Annotated in this window: 15 protein-coding genes; 7 read left to right on the top strand and 8 right to left on the bottom strand. The window is 62.6% G+C overall.

The genetic code is table 11. From position 1 onward, the window contains the following. Positions 1 to 29: 29 nt before the first annotated feature. From OJ996_RS10975 to OJ996_RS10960, 4 genes are all read right to left on the bottom strand, one after another. Entirely contained in the window at positions 30 to 419 is a 390-nt protein-coding gene (locus tag OJ996_RS10975) for a hypothetical protein (RefSeq protein ID WP_264513608.1), read from the bottom strand. A gap of 50 nt (positions 420 to 469) precedes the next feature. Continuing rightward, on the bottom strand, positions 470 to 1,207 hold the full coding sequence (locus tag OJ996_RS10970) for a phosphoadenylyl-sulfate reductase (RefSeq protein WP_264513607.1): 738 nt from the start codon (positions 1,205 to 1,207) through the stop codon (positions 470 to 472). Between the two features lie 125 nt (positions 1,208 to 1,332). Beyond that, on the bottom strand, positions 1,333 to 3,054 hold the full coding sequence (locus tag OJ996_RS10965) for an NADPH-dependent assimilatory sulfite reductase hemoprotein subunit (protein ID WP_264513606.1): 1,722 nt from the start codon (positions 3,052 to 3,054) through the stop codon (positions 1,333 to 1,335). A 90-nt stretch (positions 3,055 to 3,144) separates the two neighbouring features. Continuing rightward, a complete protein-coding gene (locus OJ996_RS10960) occupies positions 3,145 to 4,920 on the bottom strand; it encodes an assimilatory sulfite reductase (NADPH) flavoprotein subunit (protein ID WP_264513605.1) in 1,776 nt (591 codons plus the stop codon). Between the two features lie 245 nt (positions 4,921 to 5,165). Between OJ996_RS10960 and OJ996_RS10955 the strand changes: the two genes are divergently transcribed. Both OJ996_RS10955 and OJ996_RS10950 read left to right on the top strand, forming a co-directional pair. Next, a complete protein-coding gene (locus OJ996_RS10955; RefSeq protein WP_264513604.1) occupies positions 5,166 to 5,366 on the top strand; it encodes a hypothetical protein in 201 nt (66 codons plus the stop codon). Between the two features lie 264 nt (positions 5,367 to 5,630). Then, the gene (locus OJ996_RS10950) at positions 5,631 to 11,021 is read left to right on the top strand and encodes a beta strand repeat-containing protein (protein WP_264513603.1); all 5,391 of its coding nucleotides are present in this window, start codon (positions 5,631 to 5,633) and stop codon (positions 11,019 to 11,021) included. Between the two features lie 95 nt (positions 11,022 to 11,116). On the opposite strand, the gene OJ996_RS10945 is transcribed toward OJ996_RS10950, so the two are convergent. Beyond that, the gene (locus OJ996_RS10945; protein ID WP_264513602.1) at positions 11,117 to 12,379 is read right to left on the bottom strand and encodes a glutamate-5-semialdehyde dehydrogenase; all 1,263 of its coding nucleotides are present in this window, start codon (positions 12,377 to 12,379) and stop codon (positions 11,117 to 11,119) included. Positions 12,380 to 12,453: 74 nt separating this feature from the next. Beyond that, positions 12,454 to 13,215, bottom strand: a complete 762-nt coding sequence (gene proB, locus OJ996_RS10940) for a glutamate 5-kinase (RefSeq protein WP_264513601.1) — start codon at positions 13,213 to 13,215, stop codon at positions 12,454 to 12,456. Positions 13,216 to 13,355: 140 nt separating this feature from the next. Between proB and hisI the strand changes: the two genes are divergently transcribed. The 5 genes from hisI (at position 13,356) to OJ996_RS10915 (ending at position 17,267) form a co-directional block, all read left to right on the top strand. Then, positions 13,356 to 13,784, top strand: coding sequence for a phosphoribosyl-AMP cyclohydrolase (gene hisI / locus OJ996_RS10935; RefSeq protein WP_264513600.1), 429 nt, complete (start codon positions 13,356 to 13,358; stop codon positions 13,782 to 13,784). Between the two features lie 128 nt (positions 13,785 to 13,912). Further along, positions 13,913 to 14,260: a 50S ribosomal protein L19 gene (rplS, locus tag OJ996_RS10930; protein ID WP_264513599.1), complete on the top strand. Its 348-nt coding sequence runs from the start codon at positions 13,913 to 13,915 to the stop codon at positions 14,258 to 14,260. Between the two features lie 118 nt (positions 14,261 to 14,378). Continuing rightward, the gene (locus OJ996_RS10925; protein WP_264513598.1) at positions 14,379 to 15,299 is read left to right on the top strand and encodes a hypothetical protein; all 921 of its coding nucleotides are present in this window, start codon (positions 14,379 to 14,381) and stop codon (positions 15,297 to 15,299) included. A gap of 43 nt (positions 15,300 to 15,342) precedes the next feature. After that, a complete protein-coding gene (locus OJ996_RS10920) occupies positions 15,343 to 16,116 on the top strand; it encodes a YdjY domain-containing protein (RefSeq protein ID WP_264513597.1) in 774 nt (257 codons plus the stop codon). Continuing rightward, on the top strand, positions 16,113 to 17,267 hold the full coding sequence (locus OJ996_RS10915; RefSeq protein ID WP_264513596.1) for a prenyltransferase/squalene oxidase repeat-containing protein: 1,155 nt from the start codon (positions 16,113 to 16,115) through the stop codon (positions 17,265 to 17,267). The genes OJ996_RS10920 and OJ996_RS10915 overlap by 4 nt, the downstream gene beginning before the upstream one ends. Positions 17,268 to 17,350: 83 nt before the next feature. Here OJ996_RS10915 and OJ996_RS10910 read toward each other — a convergent pair whose 3' ends face one another. Both OJ996_RS10910 and OJ996_RS10905 read right to left on the bottom strand, forming a co-directional pair. Next, positions 17,351 to 17,653 carry a hypothetical protein gene (locus tag OJ996_RS10910; protein WP_264513595.1) on the bottom strand — a complete coding sequence of 101 codons (303 nt, stop codon included), beginning with the start codon at positions 17,651 to 17,653 and terminating at the stop codon, positions 17,351 to 17,353. Positions 17,654 to 17,702: 49 nt separating this feature from the next. Then, positions 17,703 to 18,977 (bottom strand): chloride channel protein, encoded by a 1,275-nt coding sequence (locus OJ996_RS10905; protein ID WP_264513594.1) that lies wholly within the window; start codon positions 18,975 to 18,977, stop codon positions 17,703 to 17,705. Positions 18,978 to 19,107 lie beyond the last annotated feature (130 nt).

Raw genomic sequence — 19,107 nt, 5'->3', positions numbered from 1 at the left:
GAATGAGGTGGATACGGCCTTCCAGCGAATCAGCGCTTGATATGTTTCAGCGCATCGGAAGCATACGGGAACCAGCCGGAAACTCCCATAGGGGCGTAGTTGAAGCGGCAATAGCCTCCAGGAGAAGGTGCCCCATCAACCCAGAAAAAACCGCCCGACGAGGTTCGGCCGGATCGGAGATTCCGGATGTCCGTCTCTTTGTTGGCGTACACCGTCGCTTTACCCATGCGGCGAAGCGGTGAATAGACGCCCGGATCCAAGGCCCATTCATCGTCGACCGCAATTTGCTTCTCAAGCGTCACGGAAGGACGCGGAGCAACCTTCGCGGCATTCTCGGGACTGTTGCGATAAGCTGGCGCGCAGGCCGCGAGAGCCAGCAGACAATTAGCGGCGACTGTGAGTTGTATCAACCGGCTCATGGAATGACTTGGATCTACCGAAGCAAGCTGTCCGAACACTCCGATGATGGTTAGATTTGGAAATCCGTATTCCCGGAGTCAAGATGCAAGCCGCACTCATACTTCTCGCCGTTGAAGCGGGTATCCTCGGCGGAGAGCCCATTCATCGCAGGCCGCGTGCTGTGCCAGTCGCCCATCGTCACGTAGCCCTGCTCCTCCAGCGGGTGGCGCGGCAAGCCGCGTTCGTGCATGTAGACGGAGACTTGGGCGTCGGCCCAGTCGAGGATCGGGTAGACCTTCAGGGTCTTCTTCTGCTGCTCCGCGTAGGGCCGCTCGACCCGGGTGCTGGATTGGCTGCGGCGCAGGCCGCTGATCCACACATCGGTTCCCAGCTCGCGCAGCGCACGATCCATCGGCTCGACCTTGGTCAGCACTCCATACTTGTCCATGCCCTCCTTGCCCTGCTCCCAGAGCTTGCCCCACAAGGCCTCCATCCGGGCGGCCGAGTGGGTGGGATGATACACCCGCAGGTCCGTGCCCAGGCGGGACACGAGTTCCGCGCCGTAGCGGTAGGTCTCCGGGAAGTGATACCCCGTATCGATGAAGATCACCGGGATCTCCGGCGCGTTCTTCGAGATGAGGTCGAGCATCACCGCCGCCTGCAGGCCGAAACTGGTTGAAGCGACCAGCCGCTTGCCGTAGCGTTCGTGGAGAAGCTTGAGCCGGTCCCCCGCCTTCAGACGGGCGAGTTCGGCCGAGAGTGCCTCGGCTTCGGTGCTGGGAGCGGCGATGGAAGAGATTGTGGACATGGTGTGAAACCGCGATAAACGCGAAGGAATGAATGAAAGTTAGAAACGGGAACACGGAGCTGCGGGTGTCGGCCTAAGGTCGACACCGCTGGTATCCCGTTTCACATTCCCTGTTCATCGCCGGTTCAGCTCTTGAGCGCCTCTTCCTTGATGTTCTTGTGGAAGTCGGAGCCCTGTTGGGTGGCCGCCACGTAGCCGGCACGAATGACGAAATCACCGAAGTGCTCGCCGTCAACTCGCTCCTTCGCGTAGCGTTCGAAGATCGGCGCGAGCAATGCGCGGATCTCGCTCGAGTGGATATCTTGGCGGTAAAGCTTGCTGAGACGCTGTCCTGCGTGCCCGCCACCGAGGTAGAGGTTATACCGGTCCGGTCCGCGACCGACGAAGCCGATCTCGGAGATGAAGGGACGGCCGCAACCGTTCGGGCAGCCGGTCATGCGGATGGTGATGGAGTCGTGGCGCAGGCCGGCCTTCTCCAGTTCATCCTCCAGTTCCGTCACCACTTCCGGCAGGTAGCGCTCGGCTTCCGCCAGCGCCAGACCGCAGGTTGGCAGGGCCACGCAGGCGATCGAGGCCAGGCGCAGCGCGCTGCGTTCGTGACTATGATGCATGCCGTATTTCTCCAGCAGCGCTTCGATCTCCGAGCGCTTCTTGGCCGAGATGTTCGCGATGATCAGGTTCTGGTTCGCCGTCAGTCGGAAGTCGCCGTCATGGATCTTCGCGATCTCCAGCAGGCCCTTCCGCATCGGATAGGCTGGCGTGTCCAGCACGCGCCCGCCTTCCACGAAGAGCGTGTAGTGGAAGTTGCCGAACTCATCCTCCACCCAGCCGAAGCGGTCGCCGTTATCCTTGAATTCATACGGACGCACCGGTCCAAGCTCGTAGCCCAGATACTCGTTCAGCTTCGCCAGGATCCACTCCGGACCGCGATCGTCCACGGTGTACTTGAAGCGCGAGTGCTTGCGGTCCGTGCGGTCGCCGAAGTCGCGCTGCACCAGCACTACCTTCTCCGCCACGTCCACCACTTGCTCCGCAGTGCAGAAGCCGATCACATCGGCCAGACGCGGGTAGGTCGCTTCATTGCCGTGCGTCGAGCCCATGCCGCCGCCCACGGCCACATTGTAGCCGACCAGCTTGCCGTTCTCCACGATCGCGATGAAGGACAAGCAGTTCGCGAAGATGTCCACGTCGTTGCTCGGCGGCACCGCGATGGTGATCTTGAACTTCCGCGGCAGGTAGGTCTTGCCATAGATCGGCTCCTGCTCCTCCTTCTCGCTGGTCTCGATTTTCTCACCGTCCAGCCAGATCTCGTGATAGGCCCGCGTCGCCGGTGTCAGGTGCGTGGAGATATCCTGCGCCGCCTTCAGCACCTCGGCATGCACCGAGGAGAGATAGGGGTTGGGATTGCACATCACGTTGCGGTTCACGTCACCGCACGCCGCGATGGTATCCATCGCCGCTTGGTTGATCTCCTTGATCGTCCGCTTCAGGTTCGTCTTGATGATCCCGTGAAACTGGAAGGCCTGGCGGGTCGTCAGCTTGATCGTGCCGTTGGCAAACTCGGTCGCCAGACGATCCGTCTCGATCCATTGCTGCGACGTCGCCACGCCACCCGGCACACGGATCCGGATCATGAAGGAGTAGGCCTTCTCCAGGCGGTGCTTGCGCCGGTCCGGGCGCAGGTCGCGGTCATCCTGCTGGTAGGTGCCGTGGAATTTCAGCAACTGCTGGTCATCCTCCGACAGCGAGCCGGTGGATAGGTCGGCCAAGCCCTCCTGAATCGTACCACGCAGGTAGTTCGACCGGGTCTTGATGCCTTCGTTTGCAGAGAGTTTCTTTTCGCTCATGGAAAGTGATCGGTGATCGGTAGTAGGTGATCAGCGTCTGTGACCAATGGGATCTTTCCACTGCTCACTGATCACTGATCACTTGGCACTTCAGTAAACGTCGCGTTGGTATCTCTTCGATTTCTTCAGGTCTTCCACGTAGGCCTCGGCGGCCTCACGTGGCAGCTTGCCTTCTTTCTCGACCACGGAGATCAGCGCCTCGTGCACGTCGCTCGCCATGCGGGAAGCATCGCCGCAGACGTAGAAGTGGGCACCCTCTTGCAGCCAGCCATACAGCTCCTTGGCACGTTCCAGCATGCGGTGCTGCACATACACCTTCTCCGGTTGGTCGCGGGAGAAGGCCACGTCGAGCTTGCTCAGGTTTCCATCCTTCAGATGCTCCTGCCACTCGACCTGATAGAGGAAGTCGTAGGTGTAGCGCTGGTCGCCGAAGAAGAGCCAGTTCTTGCCACCCTGCCCCAGCGCCGCACGCTGCTCCACAAAGGCGCGGAAAGGTGCGACCCCGGTGCCCGGCCCCACCATGATCACCGGCACATCGGCCGAGGCTGGCAGGCGGAAATTCTTGTTCTGGTGCGTGTAGACCGGCACATGGCCACCCTTCTCCACCAGGTCGGCCAGATAGGTGGAGGCCACTCCCTTGCGCGGCTGCCCGTGCGCCTGGTAGCGCACCGATGCCACCGTCAGGTGCACCTCGCCCGGATGAGCCAGCGGGCTCGAAGCGATCGAGTAGAGACGCGGCGGCAGCTTGCGGAAGATCGTCACGAGATCCGCGGCGGAGAGCCCGCCCGGAGCGAAGTCGGCGATCGCATCGGCGATCCAGCGTCCCCATTGGTAGTCCTTCAGGTGATCCTTCGCGTCTTCTGCCAGCAGCGCACCCAGCTTGTCGGAGGAAGCATAGCCTTGCAGCTTGGTCAGCACCGCGCGCGACAGCGCGGTGATGTCGAAGTCTTCGCGCAGCGCATCCGCCAGCACCTTTTGTCCGACACCTTTTACCTCCACGGACTCGCTACCGGAGAGCTTCGAAGCCTTGAGAATCCCTTCGACGATATCCGGCGAGTTCACCGGGATCACCGCCAGCGCGTCACCCGCCTCGTAGTTCAGACCGGAGCCATCCAGCGAAAGCTCGTAGTGCCAGGTTTCCTTGGTCGTGCCACGGCCGTTCAGGATCACCTTCTCCAGCAGTTCGGAGGGGAATGGGTTCTTCTTCCCATACTCCTCCGTCACCGGAGCGGCAGCGGCAGCCACCACGCTCACCGCGGCAGCAGGAGCCGCCGCCGGGGCGAAGGCCTTGAGCGCGCCATCCAGCCAGGCGGCGTAGGGTTCCTCATACTCCACATCGCAATCCTGGCGCGGCGTGACCCGCTTGCCGCCGAGCTTCTCCAAGCGCGCGTCGAAATCCTTACCTGTCTGGCAGAACTTCTCGTAGGAAGTATCGCCCAGCGCGCACACCGTATAGCGCAGGCGCGGCAGCTCCACCGACGAGCCGTTCATGAACTCCTTGTAGAAGGAAGTGGCGCTTTCCGGCGGCTCGCCGTCACCCCAAGTGCTCACGATCACCAGCAGGTTTTCCACCTTCGCCAGATCGGCAGGCGCGATGTCGGCCATGTTCTTCACCGTGGTCTGGAAACCACGCTTCTTGGCTTCCTTCGCCGAAAGGTCGGCCAGCTTCTCGGAATTCCCGGATTCAGTTCCATACAGCACCGTCAGCTTGGCGGAAGTCGCGGGCACGGCGGCAGCAGTTGCCGCAGTCGGAGCAGCGGATAGAAAGCCAGCCAGCCAGAAGCGCTGGGCCGCATCGAGACCGGCCAAGGCGATGTCCACCGCGCGGCGTTGATCGGGAGAAAATGGAGCGTGCTCGGGAAGCATTACCTTAGTTCTTTGCTCAGTTTTATATGGTTTCGGGCGGGACAATCCACGGACCCGGGTCGGAGTGCAAGGGAAATCCCCGCAATACGTGCTTGTCCACTTTTCCAACGGAAGGCTGCTCTGTGCCATACAAGCGCGAGGATTAATTCCGGGGAGCCCCCGAGAGAAGGTGGCACCCCACAACATACGCAAAATCCGCCATAGACGAATCCAAGGTTTTCATTCACAAGCGGTAACCTCCCTTAATGAAGCCTCCCTCTCAGCCTGCGCGGTTTCGTGCCCCCGTCCGCCATTATCATCGCCACACTTCCAAGTCGGAACCCTCTTGGGACTCTTGGATCGGAGCCGGGCAAAAGCCACGATCCCGCTTCCTGATCCCCTTGGCATCCTTGGTGATCGTGATCCTGATTTCCGCTCTTTTGGTCCTCGGCTTCGCGATCGCCTAAGCGGCCTGTTCTCAAGGACTCCCGCTCCCCATTTGGGGTGCTTTTGCGTGTCGTCCGGACTGCCTCAAGCCCGGGGTAATCCTCTCAGCAGCGTCAGGCTTTTGTATTACAAGCATCCGTAATTTCGCGTAGCTAAGAGCTTCACGGCAAATCTGTCTGACAAATCACCCTTGCCTATCTGGGGGGCTTGGGTCAATTTGGCATCTCAACGGTGTTCGACGCACAGCCCGGCGTCCTGCGTCCGAGAAGCCCTAATTACCCCGTATGAAATCCCAAGACCTCCGCTGTGGCGGAACTCGGGGGCGTCTCATCGCCCTCGGCATGTTCGCGCCGATCTGCCATCTCCACGCTGCCAACGGCACTTGGACCGCCAATGCTCCGGGGAACTGGAGCAATCCCGCAAACTGGTCCGGCGGCGTCATCGCCTCCGGGGTCGGCGCCACTGCTGACTTCAGCACCTTGGACATCACTGGCGACCACGCGGTCACGGTGGACGCCCCCTACACGATCGGGGGCCTGACCGTCGGGGACATCACGACTCTCAGCAATAGCTGGCAGATCGGGGGCACGGGTCCGCTCACTCTCGATAACGGCGCTAGCCAACCGGCGCTTAACGTCGTCAACCGCACCCCCACCCTTTCGACCCCGCTGGTCGGCACGAACGGTCTTTCGAAGACGGGTCAGGGCTTCATCACCCTTTCCGGGAACAACAGCGGCCTCAGCGGCACCCTGAATCTTCAGAACGTCACGGGCACGAATGCCTCCGGTCTCGGCCTCTCCGGCACCCAGGCACTGGGTGGTATGAAGACGATCAACATCAACGGGACCCCGACCACTGGGCCCTACCTGAGCCTGAGCAACAACATCGAGATCCCTTCCGATGTAACCATCAACGTGACCTCGCAGGGCGGTAATGCCGGTCCTCCGGGAGCGATCCGGAGCGAAGGCGGCAATACGGTGACAAACATCATCAACGCCCCGATCAACATCAATGGTGCCGGCGTCCGCATCGGCAACAACAACTCGAAGTTGCTCGTGCTGAACGGAGCGATCACCGGCGGCTCGAACGGTGTGGTCTTCCGCACCTCGGTCAACGATGGCATCCACGTGACAAACACCGGGAACACCTGGGGCGGCGTCACCAACCACTCGGAAGGCATCCTGTGGTTCAAGCCCGGCACGCTGCCTGCCACAACATCCTTGGTTATCGCAGCCAGCGCCGGTGGCACCGTGCACACCAGCGGCACCTTCAACCGCGCCCTCGGCATCAACGCCGGCGAGGTCCGTCTGGGCAGCGCCGAGACCACCGTCGCCACCCGCCCGCTCGGCCTGAGCGCGCGCGATGGTGCTCTCTCCGTGAACTTCGGCGGAGCCGGTGCGGAAGTGTTTTTCAACAACTTCACCACCAACACCACCGGCACCCCCGGGACGATCAACACGAACATCTTCGTGCTCAACGGTGCCCAGGCGAATGCCAAGCTCACCCTTGCAAACCCGCTCAACCTGAACGGTGCCGCCCGCACCCTGCAGCTTGAGAATAACGTGGTGGAACTCACCGGCGGTCTCCGCGGCGGAGCCTTCACCTACAGCAAGACCGGCGCGGCCACGCTGCTGCTGCCGAGCGCGAGCACCTGGCTCGGCGACCTGACCTTCGGCACCACCGGCGACTCGGTGAATGGCGGCATCATCCGTGCCTCCCATGCCGAAGCCTTCGGTGGCGTGGGCGCAACCAAGAACATCAATGCCCAGGGTAACAACCGCGGCATCTCGGTGGTCGAGCTCGAGAACAACATCACCATCGATTCGAGCAAGACGCTCCGCATGTGGGGTAAGAACTTCGCCATGACCGGCTCCACCGGCAGCGGCTTGCAACAGTCCTTGCGCAACCTCTCCGGCAACAACGGCTGGGATGGAAACGTCTTCATCTTCAACCAGGGCGGTTCCTACGCCATGGAGTCGGTGACCGGCACGCTCACGGTCGGCGCGAACAACGCGACCACCTCGGTCATCCGCAACGAGGTGGCGAACAGCACCCGCACGATGTCCCTCTACGGACCCGGGAACTTCGTCATCAACAACAAGCTGGCGGACAACGGGAACAACAACCTGATCCTGACGAAGTCCGGCTCGGGCAACCTCACCATCACCCGTGCCGACAACGACTTCGACCAGACGCCAAACCTCCTCGCGGGCACGACGGACATCAGCTCGCTGACGGGCGTCGCCCTGCCGAGCTCCCTCGGTGCCGGCACCACGGTCAATCTCGGTGCCACGCTCCGCTACAATGGCGCGGGGGACAGCTCCGACCGCACGCTCAGCCTGTGGCCGAACGGTGGCACGCTGGATGCCTCCGGCAGCGGAGCGCTTCAGCTCACCTCGCCGACCTTCAACAACAACGCGGGAATCACGGCGACCATCGCCGCCCCCTTCGCGCTCGGTGCCACCGAACTGGTGCTGAACGAAACCGCCGGTATCGCTGTCGGCCAGACGATCGCCGGCACCGGCATTCTCGCGAACACCACGGTGAGCGCGGTGAATCCTGATACCCGCACGGTCACGCTGAGCCAAGCGACCTCCGCCGCTTCCACCACCGGTGTGGCGATCACGCTTGGCGGAGCCGGCACGATCAGCCGCGCACTCACCCTCACCGGCTCGAATGCCGGGAACAACTCGCTCGCCGCTCCCCTGGCAAATGCGGGTGCTACCGGCCTGCTCTCGGTTAACAAGACCGGCAGCGGCAAGTGGACTCTCACAGGGCCTACCCAGACCTACACCGGTGACACCACGGTAAGCCAAGGCACGCTCGGCTTCGACGGTGCCTTCCCGAGCGACAGCAATCTCACCGTCGCCGCTCCGGCCACCCTCTCGCTTGCGAACCTTTCGCTTCGCGTGGACGAGGACACGAACCGTGCGCTGGATATCGACGGGACCCTGTCGATCGACGGACCGGTCAATATCGTCCTGCCGGAGGCCAGCCCCAGCGGCAGCCAAGTGGTCCTGGACTACGGCTCGATCACCGGCGCCGCCAACCTGATCTCGAACTACCGCGGCAGTTCGTTCACTCCGGGAGCGACCTCCGCTTCTCTTAGCGTCGGCAACGGTGTTCCTCTCACCTGGACCGGCTCGAACGACAATACCTGGGATACGAAAGGAACCCAGAACTGGAAGAATGCGAGCAACACGCCGCTGACCTTCTTCTGGGCCGATCCGGTCCGCTTCGATGACAGCGGATTCAACAACACCTTCATCTCGATGGTCGGCGAGCTTCGACCGGCATCGGTGACGGTTGATACCAGCAGCGTCGAGTACTTCATTGAAGGCTCCGGCACGCTCAGCGGTCCCTTCCCGCTGACCAAGACGGGTAGCTCGATTCTCCACCTCGGGGGTGCGAACTCCTTCTCCGGCGGTGTCACCGTCAACCAAGGGACTCTCCGCGTTCTCGGTCCGCAGTCGCTCGGTGCGATCGGCCAGAACATCACGGTGGCCAACGGCGCGACGCTTGATACCAACAGCGCCCTTACCTCGAACCGTGACTACAACCTGACGATCGCGGGTAGCGGCCTGGATGGTGCCGGTGCCGTCGTGAACAACGGCTTCGTCGACACCCTCTTCGGTTTCGGGTCCCTGACCTTGTCGGGCAATGCCACCATCGGTGGCGCGGTGCGCTGGGATGTCCGCCCGATCACGGCAGGACTCGGCTACGTCGATCTGGCGGGTTTCAACCTGACCAAGACCGGCCCGAACCTCGTCGCCCTGATCGACAGCACCTTGTCCGACACGGGTAACATCATCGTGAACGAGGGCACGCTCGCACTCACCCGCCTGACCGCGAATCCGGGCGGTCTGGTGACGGTGAATACCGGAGGCCTGCTGCGCTTCGAGAACTACACGGCCGGCTACTTCGACCGGGATTTCGCCGTGAACGGCGGCACCGTCCGCCTTCAGGGCAGCAACCTGAGCACTCAGGGCTCTGCGGCCCTCACGGGTATCGCCACCTTCGACATCGAAGCCGCCCGTAACCTGACCTTCAACGGTCTCGCTACCGGCACCGGTGAACTGGTGAAGTCCGGTGGCACCGGCACCCTGACCTTGGCAGGCCAGAACACCTACTCCGGCACGACCACGATCAACGCGGGAACCCTCGCCATCGGCACCCAGATCACCACCGGCACCTTGGGTAGCGGAGCGGTGGTCAACAACGGCAACCTGGTCATCAACCGCAGCGACACCAGCTACGTGGTGAGCAACGCTATCAGCGGCACCGGCACGGTCGGTATCGGCCAAGCCAATGGTGGCGCGCTGAACTCCTTGGTCACCTTGGCCGGGGCTAACAGCTTCACCGGCAATGTCTCGGTCGGCTCCGGCGGCTTGAAGATCTTCAGCGCCAGCGCCCTCGGCACCGGCCCGAAGGCAATCAACGTGAACGGTCTCAACGGTCGTCCGCAGCTCTACCTCGACGGCACCGGCGGCAACATCACGCTGCCGGCCGACATGGCCCTGAACACCAGCAACGGCACCCCGGCGGAACCGGCCATCGGCAACATCGCCGGTAACAACGTGATCTCCGGCCCGATCACCATGACTACCGGTGCCGGCGGCACCGCGGTCTCGGTCTTCGGCGGCAGCCTCGCACTGAACGGCGATATCACCGCCAATGCTGCCGGCCGTCGCCTGATCCTCGGCGGCACCGCCGGCACGGGTTCGGTGGCTGGCGTCGTCTCCAATGCCGGCGCCAACCCGGTCGGTCTCGATAAGGTCGGTCCGCTGACCTGGACCCTGAGCGGAAACAACAGCTACACGGACACCACCGTGGTGAGCGAGGGCAAGCTCCTCGTGAACGGCAACCAAGGCAGCGCCAGCGGCGCCGTCTCGGTGGCTGCCGGAGCCACTCTCGGCGGCACCGGCACGATCGGTGGCAATCTGACCACCGTGGCCGGATCCGTCCTCGCACCGGGCACCTCGATCGGCACGCTCACCACCGTGGCCCCGGCCATCATCGGTGGCTCGCTCGCGATCGAAGTGGATGCCGCCAGCGCGGACCGTCTGACCGTCGGAGGCTCGCTGGACATCAGCGCGGCCACCCTCGACATCACCGCCCTCGCCGCGCCGACCCAGGCGGCCTATGTTATCGCCTCCTACGGTGTCCTGAACGGCACCTTCGCTGGTGTGACCGGCCTGCCCTCCGGCTACACGCTGAACTACAACTACAACGGTCTCGGCCAGATCGCCTTGGTTCAGGGCGGTGCCGATCCTTACGGTAGCTTCGAAACCCTCAACGGCATTGTCGGTGCGGGGTCCAACGCTGACTCCGATGGCGACGGCATCCCGAACGGCATCGAATTCGTGATCGGCGGTGATCCCTCCGGCCCGGGCTCGGCCTCGAACGGCCTGCTCCCGACCACCACGCTGGACGCCACCTACCTGAACTTCGTCTTCCGCCGCACGGACGAGTCCTCATCCTACAACCCCTTCGTGCAATACGGCAGCACCTTGGGCGGATGGACTCAGGCGCAGAACGGGGTGAACGGCGTGATCGTCACCGTGGATGACAACTTCTACAACGGCACCACCGACCGGGTGACCGTGCGCATCCCCCGCTCGCTGGCGGCCCCGGATACGAAGTTGTTCGCCCGCCTCCGCGTGAACATCCCCTGACCCTCTAAATCAGAACTCAAGCGCCGCCTGGGAAACCGGGCGGCGCTTTTTTGTTTTCAACAGACATTTCCAGACATCCGGGAGGCATCCGCCTCTCACCACTTCGCCTGCCCGTTCCCGCGCACGCGATATTGGTAGCTGGTCAGCTCGCGCAGCCCCATCGGCCCGCGCGCGTGCAGCTTGTCGGTGGAGATCCCGATCTCTGCGCCGAATCCGAACTCTTCGCCATCCGCCAGGCGGGTGGACACGTTGTGGAAGACACAGGCCGAGTCGCAGCCGGAAAGGAAGGCATCAGCAGCCGCCTGATCGCCCGTCACGATGCTGTCGGTATGGTGCGAGCCGTGGGTGTTGATGTGATCGATCGCCTCTTGCAGCGAATCGACGATCTTCACCGAAAGGATCAGGTCGAGATACTCGGTTTCCCAATCCTCCTCGGTCGCCGGGATCGCATCGATGATCTGCCGGGTGCGTTCGCAGCCGCGGATCTCCACGCCCTTCTCGACCAACACCTCGGCAATCGCAGGCAGATGCGTGGCTGCCACGGCGGAGTGAACCAGCAAGGTCTCCAGCGCATTGCACACGCCGGTCTTCTGCGTCTTGGAATTGACCGCCAGCTTGATCGACATGTCGAGGTCCGCCGCCGCATCCACGAAGAGATGGCAGATGCCGTCGTAGTGCTTGATGACCGGCATCCGCGCTTGGGACACCACGGTCTCGATCAAGCCCTTGCCACCGCGCGGGATGATCAGGTCGAGCCACTTGTCCATCTTGCACAGCGCGCTCACGCTGGAGCGGTCCGTGAAGGGAATGAGCTGGATGGAATGTGCGGGAAGCCCCTCGGTTTCACCGCCGGCCTGGAGCGCCGCGGCGATGGCCGTGTTGCTATGAAAAGCTTCCGAGCCGCCGCGGAGGATCGTCGCGTTGCCCGTCTTGAAGCAGAGCACCGCCGCATCGCTCGTCACGTTCGGACGGCTTTCATAAATGATTCCGATGGTCCCGATCGGCACGCGGGTCTGATGGATGTGCATCCCGTTCGGGCGCGTCCACTTCTCCATCACCTGACCCACCGGATCCGGAAGATCCACCACTTGATCGATTCCCTTGGCGATGGCTTCCACCTTGCCCGCATCGAGGCGCAGACGATCGAGCATCGGCTTCGACAGATCCTTCTCTTCACCTGCCGCGATGTCGAGCGCGTTGGCCGCGACGATCTCCGCCGTGCGGGCACGGAGTTCCGCAGCCATGGCACGCAGGATCGCGTTCTTCTGATCCGTGCCGAGTTGGGACAGCTTGTAGGAGGCCGCCCGCGCATTGCGGGCGAGTTCTTCAACGGCAGAGAAGACTTCGGCTTCGGTCATGGTCAATCAGTCGAAAGCAAACGGGACACCACCCATGGCACGATTTCCGAAGATGGCAAAGGCCGATCACCCGGTCACTTCGCCACGAAGCGGGTCGAGACGCCACGCTCGCCCGCGAGAATTGCCCCCAAGCGCTCCGGCTTCCGCCCGTGAGCGATATGCACCGTGATTCCGGAATCCACCGAGTTCTTCACGGCCTGAAGCTTCGAGGCCATGCCGCCGATCGAGAAGCGCCCGCGCTCGTCCTTGGCGAAGCCGAGCACCGCATCCACATCCGGCACTTCCTCCACCAGTTCGTTGGTTTCCGGAGACAGCAGCCCGTCCACCGAAGTCAGCAGCACCAGAGTCTTCGCGCCCAGCAGCTTCGCCACTTGAGAAGAGAGCATGTCATTATCACCGAAGCGGAGCTCCTCCACGGCCACCGAGTCATTCTCGTTGATGATCGGCACGATCCGCGGCGAAGCCAGCAGCCGCTGGAGCGTGTTCGAGACGTTCTGGCGGCGCTCCGGGGTCTGAAGGTCTGAGGCGGTCAGAAGCACCTGCGCCACCGCCAGATCGAAGTTCCGGAAGAGATTCTCGTAGGTGTGCATCAGCCGCGCCTGCCCGACCGCGGCGCAGGCCTGGCGGGTCGTCAGGTCGTTCGGGTAGCCCTCCAGATTGAAAGCGGAGACCCCGGCGCCCACCGCACCGGAGCTGACCAAGAGGCAGCGATGGCCGCTTTCCACAAGCCCGGCGATGGCGGTGACGAGACGGACCAGCGAGGCGCCGTCGAGGGTGCCATCGCTGGTGCGGGTGAGAACGCCGGTGCCGGCCTTGATGATGGTCAGGGATTCCATGGCGGAAAAAGCGGGCGCGGCTATGGCCGGAAATGACGCCGGATGCCACCGCAAACCGTGGCAACACGCTAGCATCCCCTCCCCACCCGGGACAAAGCCCGCACTTGCCCCCGGCGGCTTGCGGCACTACAGCCCCGCGCATGGCCACATTCCCACCGCCCGGCGACAAGAAGCAGCTCGAAGATGGCCTCGTCTTCACCCCGAAATTCGATGCCGACGGCCTCGTGCCCGCCATGGCCATCGACGCGGCCACCAAGGAGCCGCTCATGCTGGCCTACATGAACGCCGAATCCCTAGCCCTCACTCTGGAGCTCGGCGAGGCCGTCTACTGGTCCCGTAGCCGCAAGGAAATCTGGCACAAGGGCAAGACCTCCGGACAAGTCCAGAAGGTCGTGGAGATCCGCACCGACTGCGATCAGGATGCGCTTGTCGTCTACGTGGAGCAGATGGGCGGCGGCTGCTGCCACACCGGCCGGAACGACTGTTTTTACCGCCAAGTGACCGGCCGTGCAGAGGATGGAAGCGCCCTCCTGAGCTTTCGCGAAGGCCACATCAAAGGAAACGGCTGAACTTTCCTTGAAATTCCCCCAAATTTGGCGAATTTCGCGGTTGCAATCGGAGGATCGTTCCCCTAGTTCTCCCGCCCCTCGCGCCACCGGGCGCGATTAATTCACTTTCCCAAAGTAAGGAGGACGCCATGGACATCATCAAGAAGATCGAACAAGAGCAGCTTAAATCGGACGTCGTTGACTTCCGCGTTGGTGATTCCGTGAAGGTTCACACCCGGGTCGTTGAAGGCGGCAAGGAGCGCGTCCAGATCTTCGCCGGCATCGTGATCGCCCGCCGCGGCACCAGCGTGAACGCTTCCTTCACCGTCCGTAAGATTTCCTACGGCGAAGGTGTGGAGCGTGTGTTCCCGCTGCACTCCCCCCGCATCTCGAAGATCGAGGTCGTGGGCAAGGGCAAGGTCCGCCGCGCCAAGCTGCACTACTTGCGCGAGCGCGTTGGCAAGAAGGCCATGCTCGTGAAGAGCGCCGACAAGTAATTGCGGCCGCCAGAGTTTTTTTCGAGACGCGCCCCGGCATCTGCCGCGGCGCGTTTTTCGTATCCGGGCCCCGCATTGAATCTTGGCGGCAGCAAGGGATTCGCGAATGCTCCGCCCCGTGAAACGGGTTCCGATTCCGGTGGTCATTCTCCTCTCCGCGGCGGCGATCGCTCTGCCGTGGTGGCAGGGCACCCGGCACATGGATTTCCTGACGCCGCCGAGCGAGGCCACGCTGGCCCGGGCAAGGGCTCGGATCACGGCCTCCCAGGCGGAAAAATCCCGTCTCTTCTCCATCGGCCGGGACTATAAGGAAAAGGCTGCGATCGAGAGCCCGATTCGTGCGGCTCCGGCAATTAACCCCGGAGATCCGACTTCCCCCGCCCCTTTGAATGCCTATGCCGAACATGCGGCGGAAGGACCTAGCGCTTTCATCATTCTTGCCGTTCACCTGGAAGAACAGGGCGGGAATGCCCGCGCCCTGCTTGCATGGGAGCGGGTGCTCGACGTCTGCCGTCCGGACGATGCCCAGCGCCAAGCCGCGCTTTCGGGAGTCCAACGCCTCCGGCCTGTGGTGGCACCGTGGAATATCGATCCCTTGGCCGCGAAGGCACTGGTAATCGAAGCGACCGTCCCCGCAAGCATCCCGGCCGATGCTTTGGAGGAAGTGCTCACCAAGTGCGCCCACGAGCTGAACCGGCATTCCTCCGGGCTCTTGAAATTCGAACCGCGGGTGGAACGCCCCGAGCGCAAGGGCCAGCAGGCTCCGGTGATCTCGCTCCAGCTCACGGCGGAGGAGCCGGGCGGGGCCTCCACAGGCTTCTTGGATTTCCCTCTGCCCGCGGAGCCGGATCAACTGCGGCGGGAGATTCTCTCGGGAGCCTACAAGCTGATTACTTCCCAGCTCGCCGCGACCCGCGACTTCACGCCACCGCTACCGTTGAGCGAGGGAGAGAGTCCATCGATGGCGTTGGAAACCAAGATCACGCGGCTGTGCTGGTCGGAGTTCGGAAAATCGCTGCTTCCGGGAAATCATCCCTAAGACAACGCTGGACCTGTCCGTTTCCGGTGGGAGACTCTACCGCATGCGACGAGGTTTCCTCCTTTTTCTAGCCGCCGTCGGCCTGCTCCATGCCGAGCCGGAGGCCGAACGCGCGCCTGTAGAGCCCAAGACGCTCCCCACCCCGGACCAAAAAGTCGAAGAGGCCGAGCCCGCGGTGAAGGAACTCGATGCCGAGCGACTTCAAGTCGGCGAGATCATCTTCAATCGCAAGACCCGCGAGATCCGCTTTCCTGCCTCGGTCAACATGCGGGACGGCGAGATCCTCGAATACGCCATCGTTCACCAGAACGGGAAAGTGCATGAGGCGCTCCTGGTCACAAACATCTCCGCCACCGAACTGAATCTGGCCTTCAAGCTCCTGCGCTACAAGGCCTCGCCGGAGTTCTACGCCGCCTTTGAGGAAGACGGCAGCCTTTCAAACCGCTTCCCTCAGGTTCCGCAGGACGTGAAGGACGCTGCGCGCATCGATATCGCCGTGGAATGGCAGGAAGAAGGCAAGACCCGCACGGCTAAACTGCACGAGTGGATCTCGCACGGCACCACCGGTGAATCCATGCCTGCGGACCCGTGGGTCTACGGTGGTTCGATGTTCTACTCGGGGAGCTTCCTCGCCCAGTCCACGGGCGATATCGCCGCGATCTTCATCACCAACGCCTCGCTCATCAACTATTCAGGCAAGGACAACAAATCGGACGAAGTCTGGTTCCCCTTCCCGAAGCGCGTTCCCCCCGAGGGAACAAAAGTCAGCGTCATCATCTCTCCCTTCAAGAAAGCAGCAGCAGCCGAAAAACCATGAAGACCGCCATCTGTGTCGCACTAGCCTCCACCATGGTCCTCGCCCAAGCGCAGGACTCGAAGAACCGCTACCTCTCGCTCCAAGTCGAGATGAAGGCCGCCATCGCCCGGGGAAATGCCTGGCTGGCCAAGCAGCAAAAGGAGGACGGACACTGGGACAATGCCGAACTTCCCGCCTTCACCGCGCTGGCGCTCACCGCCGCCGTCCGCGACCCCGCCGTGGATCGCAAGGCCGACCTGCCGCCGCACATTGCGAAGGGCTTTGAATGGTTGATCGCCCAACAGAAGGATGATGGCGGCATCTATAACAAGGGCCTGAGCGTTTACAACACTGCCACCGCCGTGACCGCGCTCACCGGGGCCGAGAAGGAGCGCTACGAGCCGATGATCGTGAAAGGTCGCAAGCACCTGATCGACCAGCAGTGGGACATCGGCCAAAAGAAGGAGACCGACAACAAGAACGACGGCGGCATCGGCTACGGCTCGAAGAACGACCGCTCGGACATGTCGAACACCTACCTCGCCATCGAGGCAATCGCGCTTTCCCGCAAGGTGATCGAAGACGGCAAGCACGGCAACCAGCCGGATCTCGACTGGGATGCCGCCGTTACCTTCCTGTCCCGTTGCCAGAACCTCACCGAAACCAATGACCAGCCCTACGCCTCGGATGACGAGAAGAACAAGGGCGGCTTCATCTACGGCCCCGGCGAAACCAAGGCCGGTGAGGAAACGCTGCCGGACGGCCGCGTGGCCCTGCGCTCCTACGGTTCCATCTCCTACGCGGGCCTGCTCTCGCTGATCTACGCCAAGCTCGGCCCGGATGATCCGCGGGTGAAGACGGTCAAGGAGTGGCTCGGCAAGAACTACACGCTGGAAGAGAATCCGGGCATGGGTGCCGAGGGCCTCTACTACTACTACCAGACCATGTCGAAGGCGCTCTCCGCCGCCGGCATCGACAAGCTGCAGCTTGCCGACGGCAAGGAAGCCGACTGGCGCACGGATCTGGCCGGAGCCATCCTCAAGAAGCAACGCGAGGACGGTTCGTGGGCAAACGCGAACGGTCGCTGGATGGAGTCGAATCCCGTGCTCGTCACCGCCTACTGCGTGATGTCGCTCGAGCAGCTCTACTACTCGATTCCGGACGCACCCTGAGAAGCGGACCAGATCTTGTTCTTTATCGCGAGGCGGTCCCGTTTGGGCCCGCCTCTCGTGTTGAGGGGATCGTCTCTAATTTTTCAGCGCCCGATGATCCCGGGACCCATGAAGGTAACAGCCAGAAGGACCAGCCCAGCGATCACGCCCCAAGCGCCCTTCATCGGATCGCCCTTCCCCATAAACTCCAGGACGCTGCGGAAAATTCCGAGTGCCCCGAAAAGTCCGAGCATCAACCAGTTCCCGGAGTGGGATGGATCCAAGACCGAAGCCGGGGCTTCGCGAGCGATGTCAGTGAACGACAAGGCGGGGGCCTTGGCCTTGTCGGTGATCGCGATGGCTGCGATAACCGCTTGGAGGATATAGGCGAGAATAACGAATTTCATGTAGGAAGGGAGTTCCACCTGACCCTAACAAAAGAGTCGGAGGCAAGCCCTAATCCGGCGCCCCGCTACTCATCCGCGGAGAATGGAAGCGCTGCGAGCGGTAGATTCCGACTTGGCCGCTGCAGAGGAAGGCCACAAAGCAAGCCATCGCGAGAGGAAGCGCGTGCTCCATCCCGAACAGCTCGATACCCATCAAGGTGCAGGCCAGCGGGGTTTTGCTCGCCCCCGCGAAGACCGCGACGAAGCCCATGGCGGAAAAGAAGCCGGGAGGAGCTCCCATCACGCCCGCCAAGGCATTGCCCAACGCTGCCCCGATGAAGAAGAGCGGCGTGACCTCGCCCCCCTTGAAGCCCGAACTCACGGTCACGGCGGTGAAGACAAACTTCCACCACCAACTCCAAGGATGAATTTCCCCTGAGTTGAAGAAAGACATCAGGGACACGGCACCCGGATCGGGCGACCACACGCCCAGCCCCAGATAGTCCGCGGTGCCGGTTGCAAAAAACAAACCGATGACCAGCAAGCCGCCGACTGCGGGCCGCAGCAGCGGCAGGGAGATCCACCGCTTGAAGGCAGCGGAGAGCGCATGGCACGCGTGCGAGAAGATCCGGCTCATCAGTCCGAAGGCCAGCGAGGCCAAGAGCAGCTTCCCTAACAAGATCAGTCCGGCGGTCGAACCCGTACCTGCCACCACTTCCCGGATGTGGTAGTGAGTATGCCCCGCACCGACCACACTACACGACCAATCCGCCACATAGGATGCCAGCAGGCAAAGCGGAAGTGCATGAAGCTTCGGGCGTCCGACTACCGCTACTTCCACCGCGAACACCGCTCCGGCCAAAGGCGTCCCGAAGACCGCGCCGAACCCCGCCGCCACCCCGGTCATCAGGAGAGCTTGGAGCTGTACCGGTGTGAGCCGGCAATGCCGCCCAACCGCGCTCGCAATACTGCCTCCCATCTGGACTGCCGTGCCCTCCCTCCCGGCAGAACCGCCGCAGAGATGGGTGGCCAGAGTGCCGAACAACACCAAGGGTGCCATCCGCCGAGGAACACCACCGCCCGGGTCGTGGATCCGGTCGAGTATCAGATTGTTCCCGCCTTCCGATTCCCCGCCATGGCGCTGGTAAAGCCATGCCACTGCCACCCCGGCCAAGGGTAGGAGGAAGAGCAACCACGGATGCCCGAAACGCAGCTTGGTCACGGCTTCAAGGCTCCAGAGAAATCCGGCACAAGCCACACCGATCAAGATGCTACCCGAAAGAGTAAGGGCGATGAGCTTCGGGGCAGAAACCTGCCGCCCGATGCTTTCTTGATCCGTGTTCATCCGCGGTGGCGGTCACTCCGCAGGGAGAAGGCAACAGACCGGAGCCGCTATCGTCAAGGCGCTGCCTTGCTCACGGAGAGCTGCAGAGATTCAGGATGAAAGGTCCGAATTTCTTACAATTCCTTTACAC

This window comes from Luteolibacter rhizosphaerae (assembly GCF_025950095.1).
Classification (GTDB): Bacteria; Verrucomicrobiota; Verrucomicrobiia; order Verrucomicrobiales; family Akkermansiaceae; genus Haloferula; species Haloferula rhizosphaerae.
This window is presented reverse-complemented; position numbering and strand designations above follow the sequence as displayed.

What these genes read in the sequence shown, in the direction of transcription:
- OJ996_RS10905 (WP_264513594.1), bottom strand. Translation starts at nt 18,977, where the DNA reads ATGAACACGGATCAAGAAAGCATCGGGCGGCAGGTTTCTGCCCCGAAG.
- OJ996_RS10945 (WP_264513602.1), bottom strand. Translation starts at nt 12,379, where the DNA reads ATGACCGAAGCCGAAGTCTTCTCTGCCGTTGAAGAACTCGCCCGCAAT.
- OJ996_RS10965 (WP_264513606.1), bottom strand. Translation starts at nt 3,054, where the DNA reads ATGAGCGAAAAGAAACTCTCTGCAAACGAAGGCATCAAGACCCGGTCG.
- OJ996_RS10975 (WP_264513608.1), bottom strand. Translation starts at nt 419, where the DNA reads ATGAGCCGGTTGATACAACTCACAGTCGCCGCTAATTGTCTGCTGGCT.
- hisI (WP_264513600.1), top strand. Translation starts at nt 13,356, where the DNA reads ATGGCCACATTCCCACCGCCCGGCGACAAGAAGCAGCTCGAAGATGGC.
- rplS (WP_264513599.1), top strand. Translation starts at nt 13,913, where the DNA reads ATGGACATCATCAAGAAGATCGAACAAGAGCAGCTTAAATCGGACGTC.
- proB (WP_264513601.1), bottom strand. Translation starts at nt 13,215, where the DNA reads ATGGAATCCCTGACCATCATCAAGGCCGGCACCGGCGTTCTCACCCGC.
- OJ996_RS10970 (WP_264513607.1), bottom strand. Translation starts at nt 1,207, where the DNA reads ATGTCCACAATCTCTTCCATCGCCGCTCCCAGCACCGAAGCCGAGGCA.
- OJ996_RS10920 (WP_264513597.1), top strand. Translation starts at nt 15,343, where the DNA reads ATGCGACGAGGTTTCCTCCTTTTTCTAGCCGCCGTCGGCCTGCTCCAT.
- OJ996_RS10960 (WP_264513605.1), bottom strand. Translation starts at nt 4,920, where the DNA reads ATGCTTCCCGAGCACGCTCCATTTTCTCCCGATCAACGCCGCGCGGTG.
- OJ996_RS10950 (WP_264513603.1), top strand. Translation starts at nt 5,631, where the DNA reads ATGAAATCCCAAGACCTCCGCTGTGGCGGAACTCGGGGGCGTCTCATC.
- OJ996_RS10915 (WP_264513596.1), top strand. Translation starts at nt 16,113, where the DNA reads ATGAAGACCGCCATCTGTGTCGCACTAGCCTCCACCATGGTCCTCGCC.
- OJ996_RS10955 (WP_264513604.1), top strand. Translation starts at nt 5,166, where the DNA reads ATGAAGCCTCCCTCTCAGCCTGCGCGGTTTCGTGCCCCCGTCCGCCAT.
- OJ996_RS10910 (WP_264513595.1), bottom strand. Translation starts at nt 17,653, where the DNA reads ATGAAATTCGTTATTCTCGCCTATATCCTCCAAGCGGTTATCGCAGCC.